Source organism: Aquimarina spinulae (genome assembly GCF_943373825.1).
Lineage (GTDB): Bacteria > Bacteroidota > Bacteroidia > Flavobacteriales > Flavobacteriaceae > Aquimarina > Aquimarina spinulae.
The window spans coordinates 1,973,336-1,988,133 of sequence record NZ_CALSBP010000002.1; the positions used below are offsets into that span (position 1 = coordinate 1,973,336).

The following is a 14,798-nucleotide window of genomic DNA, read 5'->3' on the forward strand; positions in this document are numbered from 1 at the left end:
AAACACCCAAAAAAGCACTATCAAAACGTTATTGTTTCGTTAAAGTTTGGCATTGTGCTCGATTTTCTCCCCGAAAATTCACTTGCATATATCGACATTAAAAAACATTTGAAAACATATCCCCACATTTGACGATACCAAAAACAGCACTCCAAATTTAGAGCATCTCAACTCTTCTCGTAACCTATTGTTTTTCATAGTTTTTTGTCTAAAATTTGCTTCAGATATCTAAACATATAATTGACTTTGCAAAGTACAATGACCTAAAAGAGTATTCATTAAATCAAAAATCATAATGAAAGGAAAATTCATTGTATTCGAGAAAAAAGCTTTTTATAAGCTAGTAGAAGAAGTTGTACAAAGGGTAAAGAAAACCGAAAAACCCGATAAAGACAAACAGACTTCGGATTGGGTTAGTGCAATAGAAGCCAAAAAGCTACTTGGTATAAAGAGTAATGGTAAATTAAGAAAGCTTCTATATGATAATCATATTGTTGCTTCACAGCATGGGCGTACTATTTTATACTCCAAAAAGAGTATTCTGGCCTTTTTAGAACAACATAAAATCTAACTCTAAATGATAGAATGATATGAAAACATTTATCAGAACGGAGACAGAACTTATTAATCCTGAAGCTGATTATTATAGTCTTAGTGAAATCAGAAAGCTATTCAATCCTCCTATTTCTTATGTAACCATATGGAGATGGCAAAAGAGTGGAATTCTAAAATTGACTCCGTATGTATACGGTAACAAAAAGTATTATCATATAGATGAAGTTAACCAGGAATTAAAAAGACATAAACAGTTAAAGAAATAATACTACGGGGTGTCTTATGTGGTATTTAGAATGATATGCCAGAATATCTTAAGGCATCCCAAAAACTTTAAAAACAAAAAAGATGAACCCAGATATATTAACAAAAGAAAATATCTTGAATAAAGTAAACTTGCAAGATGCTTTTAATCATTACTTGCAACCATATCATAAGAAGGGAATTCTCAAACAAGGGAAACACATCTCTAATCCATTTTTAGCGAACAAGCAAAAAACTCCTTCTTTCAATATTTATAACACTGGTCCTAACAACTGGCGATTTAAAGATTTTGCAACCGGGGACGAAGGAAGCATTTTTGATTTGGTAATGCGATTAAAACAATGTGATTTTAAGGAAGCTCTTATGATCATCAATAAAGACTTTAGTTTGAATCTTACTTATGAAACTCCCAGAGTAGATTTTGATATTCAATGTAAGCAACAATGGCAAGCTATTGATTTAGAATATTGGTTAACTTATGGCATTACTGCTCCTATATTGAAACATTTTAGCGTATACCCAGTAGAAAAATATTGCAGATTAAATAGCCAAGGAAAACGTATTTCTTTTAATTCTTCCTCACAAAATCCTATGTATGGATATAAAATTTCTAGTGACTGTTATAAGATCTACTGTCCGCTTTCAGCTCGCTTTCGTTTTGCGTGGCTGGGTAATAAACCTGAAGCGTATATCTTTGGGTATAAGCAACTGCCTAAAACAGGAAATCGTGTATTTATTACTGGTGGAGAAAAAGACGTGCTCTCACTTTATGCTCGCAATGAACCTGCTATTTGCTTCAATAGTGAAACAGCCAATCCTCCTCCAAAAATTATTGATAATCTTAAGGCTCGATTTAAAGAGGTTATTGTTTTATACGATATAGATCATACAGGGATCTCGCAGTCTATCAAACTCTCTAACAATTATGGTTTACAACGAATGATACTGCCAGAAAAATTAATGGAGGATAAAGGAAAAGACATTGCTGATTTCTATGCGCTTGGTTACAACTTAGATGCTTCTGATATTAAAATAGAAGCTTCAGAACCACTCCCAGAAATACAACTATTATCTACAAAAACACTTGCAAAAGAAAACGACTATATACCATTATTATTGAAAACTCAGAAAGTGCTTACCGAGCGCAAAGCGAAACTAATTCATAAAGTACCTCCTCTACTCTTTCATAAAGATATAGGAATTCTATACCCTAGAACCATCAATGTAATACAAGGAAAAGCGGGTGTACATAAAAGCAGATTAGCAGAAACCATTTGCAGTGCTTTGATCAAAAAAGAATCCTGGGATAGTGATTTATTACACTTTAGAAAAAACGCACAACAAGCAGTAACCATTTGCTATGTAGATACCGAACGTAACCTTACAGAGCAATTTCCATATGCTTTACAACAAATATTAAAAAAAGCAGGACATCAAAGAGAAGATACACCAGAAGATTTTGACTACATTTCATTATTGCAAATTCCTAGAAAGGATCGGTTTTCAGCTCTCACATCCTACATAAAAAGAGTAAAACAGATGTATGCCGGTCACGTGATTATAATACTGGATGTAATTACAGACTGTATACAAGACTTTAACAGGTCGAGCGATAGTATGCAGCTCATAGATTTAATGAACGACAGTATCAACTCTGAAGATGTTACTTTTCTGGCACTTATTCATGAAAACCCGGGTAGTACAGATAAAGCCAGGGGGCATCTTGGTACAGAATTACTTAACAAAGCAACTACGGCAATTCAGATTGGATTTGAAAAAGATAGCAACAGACGACCTACGGACTTGATTGTCTTGAATATATTAAAGTTTAGAGGTGGAAGACGTCCTGAACCTTTTTACATAAAGTATTGTGAACAAACCAATGGACTTGTAGAAGCAGATGCTGATCTTATTGATGAATCTGCAAGATCCAGAAGAACAAAAGCAGATCTTTTTGAAATTCAACAACAGATATCTCGATTGTTAAGAAGTTCCATTCAAGGTAAAACATTGGTAGAAGAACTTGCCTCTTATTTTGATTGTAGTGAACGAACTATTCGAGAGCGCTTACAGGAATGTATTGATAAAAGAATCCCAATACCTAACGGAAAAGGTATTCCTTCTGTACTACAAAAGAAAAAAGAAGGAAAGGAAGTGTTTTATAGCCTTGCTCCTATTAAAAGAGGACAAAAACAAAAGACTCTAGAACTATGACCTCTAAATAACGGAAGTTAGAAATGCGCACATATATAGTATTTCTAACTTCCGTTATCCTTAACTTTCTGAAAAACAAGAATTCACCATCATTAAGAAATAAATCCTGCTTTTCTTATTTCCAATGTGCATTTTCTTATAATTACATATGTTAAAGACAAACTGAAGTATTGTAAATCAAGTTAATACACAGATAACACACATTAGTTATATGTTAATCCGTATTGTATGGGATACAATGTATTTTGGTCTAAATTCAATTTAAAATAATCTATATTAATTTGGGGTAAGACACATTGGAAACTGGAAATAGCAGCTTAGCAAACTTTTAATATTAAGTTTTTAATTTCCAACACTTTATACTCAATAGAAATCGGAAATCCTATATATGTGCGCATTTCTAGTTTCCAAATATCAATTTTTATGATCGATTTATTCTAAAACGTATGAAACAACATTAACTTAGGTTAACTTGGTTTCGTCCTCAATATTCTAACTGTTTCTATCATTATTTTTATTTTAAAATTAGAAGATGATAGAACAAATAAAAGATCTGCTAACAGGAGAATTCTTTACTCCTACTCGTAGTGATCAACGTTTTGCTACCAGAGAAAATCAAATCCGGTATAACAACCTTAAAGCGCGACAAAAACGAAGAGCCAAAGCCGATATCGATAAAGCATTAGATGCCAATCGTAATATTCTTAGAAAAATTTTAAATAATAAAGAAGAAGTTATTAAAACACATGATTTTTTATTAGGAGCTGGATTTAATTTTGGAATCACAACTCATAAAATGAACAAAGAAGGAAAGCTTTGGAGTTGTGTGTATGAATATGCTTTACTGCATTTAGGAGATGATCGGTTAAAAATAACTAAAATATAGCCCATAAAATCTCATGAAACATCCAAATATTATAGACTGCTATAAACTTGATCTCATCAAGGATATCCCTCTAGAGCTTGACTTACTCACCCAACATAGAGATCGGTTATTATTAGATAATCAAAAACTTAAAAAGATAATACTTGCTTTAGGTATAGGGTTTGGCTGCATTATTATCTATAAAATTATTACAGCAAATGGAAAGAAACAGAGAAAAAATGAAGAAGAGGTATACTTCGAGAATGAGTAAAGATAATATTAATACGTTTAGAAAATTCTCAACACAAGGTGATGATTTTCTAAACAAACCAATAGTAAAAACTGTTGCTAAAACCATTCTGATTTCTGGAGGTATTTTTGGAGTGCTCTACATATCCAAATATTTCTTTAGTGTTACTGCAAAAATGATCAAGTCATTTAAAGAAATGAGAAATGCTTGTAAAGAATAATCTATCACTCAATAACGTCTCTTATGAACCCCAATACAATGAATAAATTAGTAGAAAATACCCCAAAACCTGATACCGTTGCCACCGTTGTAAAAGTTATTTTTGGTGCTTTTCTTTTAGTACGTATTATAAAAACAAGTGTAGAATTGTACTATACTTTAGAAGATCGAAAAACGAATAAATGTGAATAGTTATGATGTTATCGTTATTTCAATTTTCCCCAACGTTGCACTAATCATAAAAGCACCTTTACTCATTGTAGTGCTTACTAATACCTTTGTATGAAAGATGGATATAAAAAACAAAGAGGCGGTCTTTTTTTTTGTGTGTTCCATCCTGAAATAAGTTGACATAAATTTGATTTATTTATGAAACATTACACTTTGATTACCATTCATATTCAATTTTAAATACACTTTTGGTTCGAGGGTCAATAAAAAAAGAAAATAAATTGTTTTGTTTTTCTCGTTCAAAAAAACCATAGATTTTAAAAAAAGTAAAATTGTTATCATTAGTAGTATGAAATGTAAATCCTGTAATGGTACTATTCTTTATTTCTCCATAATCCTCATCTATTTTTTTTATACCACTTATCAAAAGATCAACATCAAAATTAAAAAGCGGGTGTATGTCAATTACTGATTTTAAAACGCTATAATCCTTGTTTTTTAATAAATTTCTTATAAAATCAGTCTTTTCCATACAACTCATTACAGTTAAAAGTTTTTCCCGACTATACTCATATTTTTTCAAATCTCCTGAGTAATTAACTGATACCTTGTATTTATCATACTCCTTTCTTTCTTTTTCTGAGATTAAAGAATAAAATACTAACACGATGTTAGAAGGAGGTAAATATTTATATTCACTGAAGTCAGATAAAGCAGAACTTTTATCCACACCTATTTGAAAAAAATGACTGTTTTTATCAGTTCCTATCGAAATAACCTCCTTAGAATAAGAAATATTACCCCCATATATAGAAGCTATGCTATCTAATGCTTTTTTCTCACTAGTACTCACTTCAATTTGAGGGAGAGATGTATTACAAGAATAAATAACTAGCAAAAATAAAATAACAAAAAAATGTTTCATGATTTTTTAAATATTAAAAGTGAATATTATTTAAAAATACAAAAGGTGCAGAATTAACCACACCCTTTATAAAATATCAATAATTAATTTTAAAAATATTAAATCCTTACCATTTTAAATCCATCGCTATAACATTATAATCTACTGTATTTATATAGAATGTAAATAAAGAACTCTCATCCCCTCTTTTCAAAATTCCATATGTTTTAACAAATTCTTTGCCAGAGTCAGTTTTGTTAAAATTGAAACCAGTAATTATAAACCCTTCTATGTCACCTTTTTTTTCATCAATTGATTTAGCCAATTTAATAAAATCATTTGTGTCAAATTCAAAAATATCATGGTGAGTTTCTAAATCTATTTGGTTATAATCCTTATTTTTCCAATAATTACAAAATCTAATTGTTTTATCATAACATGACCTTATCATAGAAAGTTTCTTAGAAGAATACTCATAAGCTCTTAAACCATCTTCATATTGAAGATTAATTTTGTATTTATCATATTGCAACTGGTTTTGTTTGAAAAAGTAATCTAAAATATATGCAATATTTGAAGGAGGTAAATGCTTATAATACTTATAGTCTTCAAGTGTAGTGCTTTTCTCGATATTTAGCTCAATATAATTTATTTTTTTACCATTATCAATAGAAAAACCTCGATAAAGATCGATTTTACCATCATAAGTTTTTGCAATACTATCTAAAACAAGTTCATCTATTTTATTTTTGTTTTTTATGTTCTCATTTTTCTGACATGAAACAAATGTTAAAAACACTATAAAAACTGTATAAAAAATATTTCTCATATCATAAAGTTTGTTCAACTATGTTTTTTAAATCATAATCATTATTAGGAATAAAAAAGAATTTAATCCCATTATCCAAGCTAACATAACAAAAGTAAAAAAAGCATGTAATATTTTTTATTTTAGAAATATCGATTTTTTTCTTTTTAAATAATCCTTTATAAATCAATACAGAATCTTGTACAAAGATGTTTTTTAATAATTTTCCTAAAGCAAATATAATTAAAGATGCACCAGAAGTAATAAACACTGAAAAATAATCCTGTCTGTATATAAAAAATATTGTCATCAATAGAAAAATAATACTTTTAAAATATGCAAAGCATTTATAAAAATTTGTAAAATAAAAACTAACTCTTTTCATGATAATTCATTTTTTTACCGAGGCGCTTCCTTTAATAACACCTTCAAGTTCTATATCAATAGTAACAATAGCACCGAAACTAAAACTTACCCCTTTACTTCTTGAAACTTCCACCTCTGCATCTTCTGGTCTATAAGTAACATCTCCTATAGTAGATATACCTATAGCTTCAAAATACTGATTAGATTCTACACCATCTTTAGTCCTAGTATGCCCCCCTTCTATTCCTGATTCCCCAAGAATAAAACCATTTGTTGTAAAACCATATGTAGAATCATTTGAATCATCTTTTTCTAAATAATCAACAGTAGTTTTCACAAAGCTTTCTCCTTTTTCATTAACTCCACTTTCATAGCCTAGTTCTAAAATTTCAACAGATCCTGCATTAATATCAACCCCAGCTAAACCTTTATAACCTAATACAATTCTGTTTCCGCTACTAATTTTTAAATTTGCATTAACTCCTATGTCACCCTTAAGTCCATTTTTAACCATGTTATTTGTTGCCTCTCCTGTTGCTGCAACAATTGCTCCAGCTTTATTATATCCTTTATCTGCAAGGTACATTCCTGCTTGTGTTGATTTTTCTTGAATATAATTCCCCGCTGATCTAATAGTTGACGCTGCTTTTTTACCTAAATTAACAAGCCATTTTGGAGGATCAATTGAGCCTTGTGGCATCATACCGTCAGGATCAATAAAAAAGATAGGGTTATCAAATCCATAGTTATATGGCGAATGTCTTCTCATCTGTTCTGCTAATGGATCAAGATTCATCCATCTACCTAATGTAGGATCATAGTTACGTGCTGTAATATCTATCCAGCCAAGGTTTAATTCGTCTTGTTTTTCTTTACCACCAAAACCATAGTTATGATTTCTTCCTCGTAATGTTTCATTAATGCCTCTCATTTTTAATCCAAAAGGATAATAATTCTTCTCTTGTACGATTTCATCTTGTGTGATAACGCCATCTTTATTAGCATCTTTATACGAGAGTCTTACATTTTGAAGATGATCGCGATACTGGTAAACATATTTATAGCCATCGGCTTCATGTTCTACAATACCCTCTGAGTGATTAAAAAACTCTAAATTACTGTTTTTGTAGACATAATTGCCAGCATATTCTGTAAAAATCTTACCATTAGTTGTTGTTGCAATCTTTTTAAGCTTTGTCCCAGTAGCATCATATATATAATTAATATATTCTGCACCTCCATTAACATTAATTCTGGTAGGCAAATTTAAGTGATTATATACTATTCCGCTGATATTTTTATTATTATCTACGGTCATGTTTCCATTAGAGTCATACGCATAATCATTACCTGTATTGCTACCATCTTTAAAACCAAAAGTTGTATTTCCGGTATCCGCTACTTTTAAGAGTTTATTACCACTATCATAAGCATATGTCAGGATATCCATATCTCCAAAAGAATTAGCTGCTTCATTAAGATTTCCTTTTCGGTTTAAGGAGAGGATGTTTCCAACTTTATCATAAGTAATACCACTTAAGTTATAGTTGCCATCACTGCTGATTCCTTCTGTGATTCGGTTTAAAGCATCATACTGATATCCATAAGCACGTTTGGTATTGTCATTTGCTGTTTTCCAGATAGTTTCACTAATGTTACCATTGTAAAGGGGCGTTGCTCCCAGGTTCTCTGTAGTGGTGTTATAATTAATGCCGAATGCGAAAAGCTTGTTCCCAAGAGTAGTATTAGGATCGTTGATCTTGGTAAGCCAACCCCGTACATTATAGGTATAATCCACCTCTTGTAATCCTCCCCCTGTTTTCTTACGTTCTAACTGTCCTAAAGCATCATAGGTATTTTGAACAATAGTTTCAACTGCTTGAGTATTGATCTTTTGGGTTTGTATCAACAGCCTACCCATGTCATCATAGGTAAATGTATCTATCGTTACAATGGCAGCATTGCTGTCTTTGATGTGTCTAGTAGTAGTTTCTTCTACCTTACCTACAAAATCAAGATCACTTTCTACGATATCGGTAGTGTTTAAATATTCATTCTTACTAGCTACATAGATAGGCCTTGATTTATTGTCATAATAGGTAACCGTAGTTGTCCAATATGAGGTATCTAATATTTTTACTAAACTTCCGGTTGCCAATGTTTTGGTTTGATCTGAAACTGCTTCTCCATAAATAGTATTCGGCTTTATAAAAGCTTGCTGTGGAGTAGTTCCCAAAAATGCATAGTCATCATAGTAATTAATTGTTAATACCTCACCTGCAAGGGCTTTTGGATAACCACCATCAGTATAGTACATATCTACTCCTCCGATGCTAACCTTAGCTCCTCTGGTTACCCATAGCTCATCTGCATAGCCATTTGCTTCGATTTGTAATTGTTTACGATCTTTTCCTGTAATACTGATTTTACCGGTGTAGGCTACTCTTCTAAACGGATCATATTTGGTAAATAACCAGGTATTGTCTGCTTTTAGATTCGCATCCTGAGTCAGAATAGGCTGGTCTAGTTTATTATACACAATATACTCCCAATCCTTACCTGGGATCTTCTTTTCGATAAGCCTATTACGATTATCATATTTGTATTGATAACACAATTCAGATAACTCGTTCTCTGATACCCCATCTGTTACATTTACTTTAGGCGAAATCACATAGGTAAGTTTGCTAAATCTATCGTAAACATAATAAGTGTCGTGTGCTGCTCCTGCATTATAAGTTCGCTTTAAAACCACTCTACCTTGCTTATCCTTGTATTCTTTGGTCGTATGATTATGACCATCTGCCGCAGTCCAGTTCTCATCTTTGGTGATGGTAACATACAACTGATTGGCAGGGTAAAAACCATCTTGTACTAAGCCCGGGGTTTCTGTATCACCAGGATTGGCAAAATTTACCTTAAAAGCAACCACTTCATTTGCGATATTGGTATCCCAATTAAATTTAATGGTATGATCTGTATCACTATCTTTATTAGCCTTCCAATCCTTACCCGGGGCTCCCTGTTCTACTACTCTGTTAAGAGGAGAAGCTTCAAACACACTCTCTGAATAGGCATTAAAATCCTCATGACCTTTTGCTACTCCAATAAAATCATCAGCGTACTTAGTTTCATAATACTGGTTAATATCGTTAACAATATCAACATCTTTATAACTCCCAACGCTAGTATTCGATTCAAAAGGCAAGTATTGTTTGTCTTGCCTGCCATACTCATCATACCCGATGTGGGTTACAATATCTTTACCATCGGGTGAAGCTTTGATCGCGATTTGCTGTTTTGTTCTACCCAATCCATCAAAATAAGTAACACTCTCTATCACATCTTTATTATAATCTAGCTCATCCGGTGAGGTCATGGGTTCTTGATACACCCGGGTAAATACATAGTTCTCATTAGAGAGATGAAGCTGGTGAGGAATAAAAATACAGCCTTGTTGAGGGCCTGATTTTTCTGGACATTGATCATTATTATTCAATACATATCCCGCAGGTTGGATACACTGTTGTTTTAAAACATTAGGATCCCCAAAACCATCACCATCGGTATCTGCATACCAAACCGTATTAGGGTGGATGGCGGCACTACCATCATCACAATCTCCCAGGGGTTTTACCGTTAAACTATAGCCACTACCTGGATGAGCACATTGGGTTTTGGTCGTACTGGCAAAACCATCACCATCACTATTCTTATACCAAACTGTATTAGGATGAATGGCTGCATTACTATCATCACAATCCCCCAGTGGTTTTACCGTTAAGCTATATCCAGTTCCGGGATTACTACATTGTGTTTTGGTCGTACTGGCAAAGCCATCACCATCACTATTTTTATACCAAACTGTATTAGGATGGATAGCTGCATTATTATCATCACAATCTCCCAGGGGTTTTACCGTTAAACTATATCCAGCTCCGGGATTGGTACATTGTGTTTTGGTAGAGGTTGCAAATCCATCACCATCACTATTCTTATACCAAACCGTATTAGGGTGCATTGCTGCATTATTATCATTACAATCTCCCACGCTTCGGGAGTATCCTGTCGGTTGGCTACACTGTCGTTTTACCGCTCCCAAATCAGAGGCCGTTCCCCAGCCATCACTATCACCATCAGGATACCATACCGTATTGGGGTTTAAACTACTATCGCCATCATGACAATCGGTCACCGGTAGTACTGTACGGGTATACCCTGCTCCGGGGCTACTACATTGCTTTTTTGTTGCAATCGCAAAACCATCACCATCACTATCCTTATACCATACTGTATTAGGGTGTATGGCACTACTGCCATCATTACAATCACTACTATTGGTTACATATCCAGAGGGTTGTACACTGCGATAGGTGCTTATACCAGGATGACCATATCCATCGCCATCGGCATCTCTATAAAAATGTCGAGGAGCAATATTGGTAATCAGACTGGTACTGTCATCTCTATCACTATTATTGGTCACATAACCAGAAGGCTGTACACTACGATAGGTTACTATATTGGGATTACCCCAACCATCTCCATCGGCATCTCTATAAAAGTTCTTAGGTGGGATATTGGTAATCCATTGATTATTATCATTAATATCTCCATATTTAGAAACATATCCACTGGGAATGGTAAGCTGGCAGGTTTTGTTGTTATAATTACCCCAACCATCACCATCGGCATCACGGTAAGAAGTAATACCACAATCTCCCAGAACAGGATCTCCACCCCCAAACTGGGAGAACATCATTGTACTGCTCATCATTACAATAAGCATTATTATATACTGTTGTATTTTAGTATTTCTCATTGTTTTTCTTATTTTTTATACCCGTATTTGTTCTCTGAAATCAGCTTCCCTGCATCATCCTTTACATATTCCAATCTATTGAAGGTATCATAGCTATAATGCATAGTATATCCTTTGGGATCGGTAACAGAGGTTACCCCTATCAGTGGGTCATAGGTATAGGAAGTGATCTGTGCACCTGCAAAATAAGGATGTGCCCGAAGCTGAGCCACCAGATCTCGCATGTTTTGCTCTTTTGCGGTAGTATCTTCACTGTTTGAAACCGTTTTTAACTGATCAATCAAACTCGTTACTGCTTCTGGCACAACCGTATAACTGGATTTTACAACCTTGGCAATAGGGAAACTATCCTGATACCCCCAGATATAAATAAGGTGACTCCCCTCTGATTGTTTTACCTCTAAGGGATTCCCTTTGGCATCATAAGACAGGTATTCGATACGATCTTCCAGGGCCCCTCCTGATTTAGAAGCTTGAATCGCCTTGGGTAAGGTCATACCATTCCAAACCTTATATGTCGTACGTTGTACACTTACTTGTTGATCCCCTACCCAGGTTTCTTGCTGGATAGGCGCTCCTATACGATGACCACTACTCTTTTTAAGAGTACCTATTGCGGTGTACTCCTCGGTAGTAAGAGGTGCTCCAAGAGCGGTAGCAGAGGTTACATCATCTGCAAAAAAACGTTTAGAGGTTATCATCTCTCCAAAGCTATTGGTAGTGGTAGTTGCTATAGGGATGGTTCTCCCCTGATACCCTATATCATAAGTATACTGAGTCGTCGTTTTTACATCTCCCGATGGATAATATGTTGTTTGTTCTCTACCAGAGGGTAAATAGCGTTCACTGATGTTATCATATCTTGCATGTTCATTAAGATCTCCAACCTTACCCATCATCAGGTTTTGTGTTCGTAAATCATCGGTAGGGCTATAGATCGTTTTTGTGGCTTCAACTATGGTGAACTTATCTGTTGATTTCTCATATCGATACTGTTTCTCTTCTAATAACTGACCTCTACGATGTGAATAATCTGTTGCAGGAACCATCAAATTACCAATACCATCAAATACATTAGTAGCATTAATACTCCCATCTGCACTGTAGCTATAGATGTACTGGGTTTTTCCATTTTCTTGACCCTGAGTATACTCGGTAACATTAGTATAATTTACATGAGAACCACCTTGACCATTGAGTGGAAAAATTGCATTTGACCGTAAAACATCCTGGCTACAGTCACTAAAAGGGATCCTACGCGATACAAAAACTGGAGGGTTTAAAGACCTGCCACTAGATACTGTAGCATCATCAAACTTTTGATAGTCATATTTTTTGCTGTTAATCATGGCATTATCATGATCCATAAACTGGATTTCTTTTATCCGTAAGCCTCCAACTATTGCTTCATTGGCCTGGCTTGCATTAATGGCTATTTTTTGAGTAAAAGCAATACTCACAGTATTCCCCGTTTGAAATGGACCATTTTCAATTTTTATGGTATAGCTACCAGCAGATAAACGCTCAATACCGGTCTCATTGGCGGTATTAAAAGTCGTTATAATAGCATCGTCTTTATATAAACGTATCGCCGGGCAATCGTTGTTACTGTATTGACAGGAGGTTTCTGCTGCTACACTATAATAGGCATCAGTAGATTCACTAAGGGTAAAGGTGGTAGAAAAAGTAGCCCCGGGTTGTGAAGCGTCGTTATGCAACTGGGCTCCTGGGATTTGTTGGTCTACCATTTTGGTTCCTATAAAAAAATCTTGATTCCCTGATAAGGTATTGGATTCAAAAATAAACTTGCTTTTTCCTCCTGTGGGATAAACAATCTCTTCTAACAATAAAGCCTTGGTATGCAATTCACTTACGGTTCTATCTGCTCCTGCTACTTCTACAGCAGAAGTATAAGGAACATACACAATACCAGGATATAGTTTAGCATTATTGACTCCGTTATAATACCCCCATAAATCCTGTGAAAACGAAAAACGCTCTGGCAATTGATGGGCCTGGTTATAGGTAAAACGATGAACTTTATTGTCTGTACTACCTTTTTGTTGGGTGATGGTTTTAAGATAAAGACGCTTGGTACGCTGATCTGTATCGCCATAATTCAATAAATGCTCCATACCCCCGGGAGAAGTAAAATAGCCTTGTTCCAACACATATCGATCAATAGTAACATTGTTGCTATCTAACAGTTTGACCCCGGTAAGCGCTTTGTCATTTTTAAGATCTATACGAGTATCATTATATTCTAAAACAATACTGCCTTGAGTAGTCGTGATAGATGATAAATAGGTAGGGGTATACTTATCTTCTGTCAAAGAAACAGGCTCTGCTGCAGTACTGCTACTACACGATGATCCAACTCCTATTAAATTTTTACTTTGCCCCGTTATATTCCAATAGGTAATCTGCTGAGTCCCCTTGGTATAGTTAAAATTGATTTGATTCCCACGATAATCAGAAATCTGAGTTAAGTACCATCCCGTAGTATGTTCTATAATTCTTGAAGGTAAATTAGTTGCTTGCGAAAAAAAACGGGTCTCCTTGATTTCAGCTACCTGTTGAGTAGTTCCGGGAATCTCTCCAAAACTATAGAGCACTCCTTCTGGCGTGGTCACCTGCCATCCTGAAATGGTAATCCCATCCCGAAGCGCCACAATCTTTAAATCACTCTTTTGATGCATAACGATAGTACCGTTCTGATTAAAAAAGAACTTGCCGGACAACCCGGCGACATTAATATGGTAGACATCTGATTCAAAATCCTGGTTGTCTGATATGGCGGATTGAAATAATTGTGCCCGCCCATTGGCATCCTGGGCAAAATAATGATCAATTGTGTTACTGGTATTAATAAAGCCTTCGGTGTGGTCATCGGCAATACCGCGAACCTGGCGGGAGATCATACCTCCACCATGAAGTGACCAGCCCAACCCCACTCGGGAAGCCATCTCACCTACTCTAATCCCTGAAGCATGATAACTCACAGAAACCGAAGCACTCAACATGCCCTCGGAGATACTGGCTAGCGGAATCGAAATATTAGGAGTACCTGTAAAAAGACTCACAGGCACATCAAGATACTTACCCATAGCGGCTACCTCTGGAGTAGGAGGAGCCAGATCTGGTAACTCCTGGCCCGACATCACAGCACTCAGCATAAAAACAAAGAATAAAAGTTGTTTTTTCATAAAAGTAATTTTTGTAATGATTATTTTTTTATGGTCATACCTATTCTTACCATATGTATAAATCAGTAAGAATAGCACAATCCATGATTATTAGTTTGATATTAAGAATTGTTGTTTTTACAAAGGTTACATAAGTTAAATTGCAGTCTTTTTG

General features: G+C 34.6%; 11 protein-coding genes. 7 read left to right on the top strand and 4 right to left on the bottom strand.

What is annotated here, in order from left to right; all coding sequences use genetic code 11:
* Positions 1–295 precede the first annotated feature (295 nt).
* The 7 genes from NNH57_RS14295 to NNH57_RS14325 all read left to right on the top strand — a co-directional run bounded on the left by NNH57_RS14295 (position 296) and on the right by NNH57_RS14325 (position 4,559).
* Positions 296–571, top strand: coding sequence for a helix-turn-helix domain-containing protein (locus NNH57_RS14295; protein ID WP_108808926.1), 276 nt, complete (start codon positions 296–298; stop codon positions 569–571).
* A gap of 19 nt (positions 572–590) precedes the next feature.
* Entirely contained in the window at positions 591–821 is a 231-nt protein-coding gene (locus tag NNH57_RS14300; protein ID WP_108808925.1) for a hypothetical protein, read from the top strand.
* A gap of 82 nt (positions 822–903) precedes the next feature.
* On the top strand, positions 904–3,033 hold the full coding sequence (locus tag NNH57_RS14305) for a toprim domain-containing protein (RefSeq protein WP_108808924.1): 2,130 nt from the start codon (positions 904–906) through the stop codon (positions 3,031–3,033).
* Between the two features lie 532 nt (positions 3,034–3,565).
* Entirely contained in the window at positions 3,566–3,919 is a 354-nt protein-coding gene (locus NNH57_RS14310) for a hypothetical protein (RefSeq protein ID WP_108808923.1), read from the top strand.
* 13 nt (positions 3,920–3,932) lie between these two features.
* Positions 3,933–4,169, top strand: coding sequence for a hypothetical protein (locus NNH57_RS14315; protein WP_108808922.1), 237 nt, complete (start codon positions 3,933–3,935; stop codon positions 4,167–4,169).
* Positions 4,117–4,368 carry a hypothetical protein gene (locus NNH57_RS14320; protein ID WP_132066218.1) on the top strand — a complete coding sequence of 84 codons (252 nt, stop codon included), beginning with the start codon at positions 4,117–4,119 and terminating at the stop codon, positions 4,366–4,368. Before NNH57_RS14315 ends, NNH57_RS14320 begins: the two co-directional genes overlap by 53 nt.
* Positions 4,369–4,406: 38 nt before the next feature.
* Entirely contained in the window at positions 4,407–4,559 is a 153-nt protein-coding gene (locus NNH57_RS14325) for a hypothetical protein (RefSeq protein WP_159099307.1), read from the top strand.
* 196 nt (positions 4,560–4,755) lie between these two features.
* Here the strand turns inward: NNH57_RS14325 and NNH57_RS14330 are convergent, their stop codons facing one another.
* The 4 genes from NNH57_RS14330 to NNH57_RS14345 all read right to left on the bottom strand — a co-directional run bounded on the left by NNH57_RS14330 (position 4,756) and on the right by NNH57_RS14345 (position 14,644).
* Positions 4,756–5,463: a hypothetical protein gene (locus tag NNH57_RS14330; protein ID WP_108808920.1), complete on the bottom strand. Its 708-nt coding sequence runs from the start codon at positions 5,461–5,463 to the stop codon at positions 4,756–4,758.
* 106 nt (positions 5,464–5,569) lie between these two features.
* Positions 5,570–6,241 carry a hypothetical protein gene (locus NNH57_RS14335; RefSeq protein ID WP_254504190.1) on the bottom strand — a complete coding sequence of 224 codons (672 nt, stop codon included), beginning with the start codon at positions 6,239–6,241 and terminating at the stop codon, positions 5,570–5,572.
* Positions 6,242–6,641: 400 nt separating this feature from the next.
* Entirely contained in the window at positions 6,642–11,438 is a 4,797-nt protein-coding gene (locus NNH57_RS14340; RefSeq protein WP_254504192.1) for a DUF6443 domain-containing protein, read from the bottom strand.
* Between the two features lie 8 nt (positions 11,439–11,446).
* A complete protein-coding gene (locus tag NNH57_RS14345) occupies positions 11,447–14,644 on the bottom strand; it encodes an RHS repeat domain-containing protein (RefSeq protein ID WP_254504194.1) in 3,198 nt (1,065 codons plus the stop codon).
* Positions 14,645–14,798 lie beyond the last annotated feature (154 nt).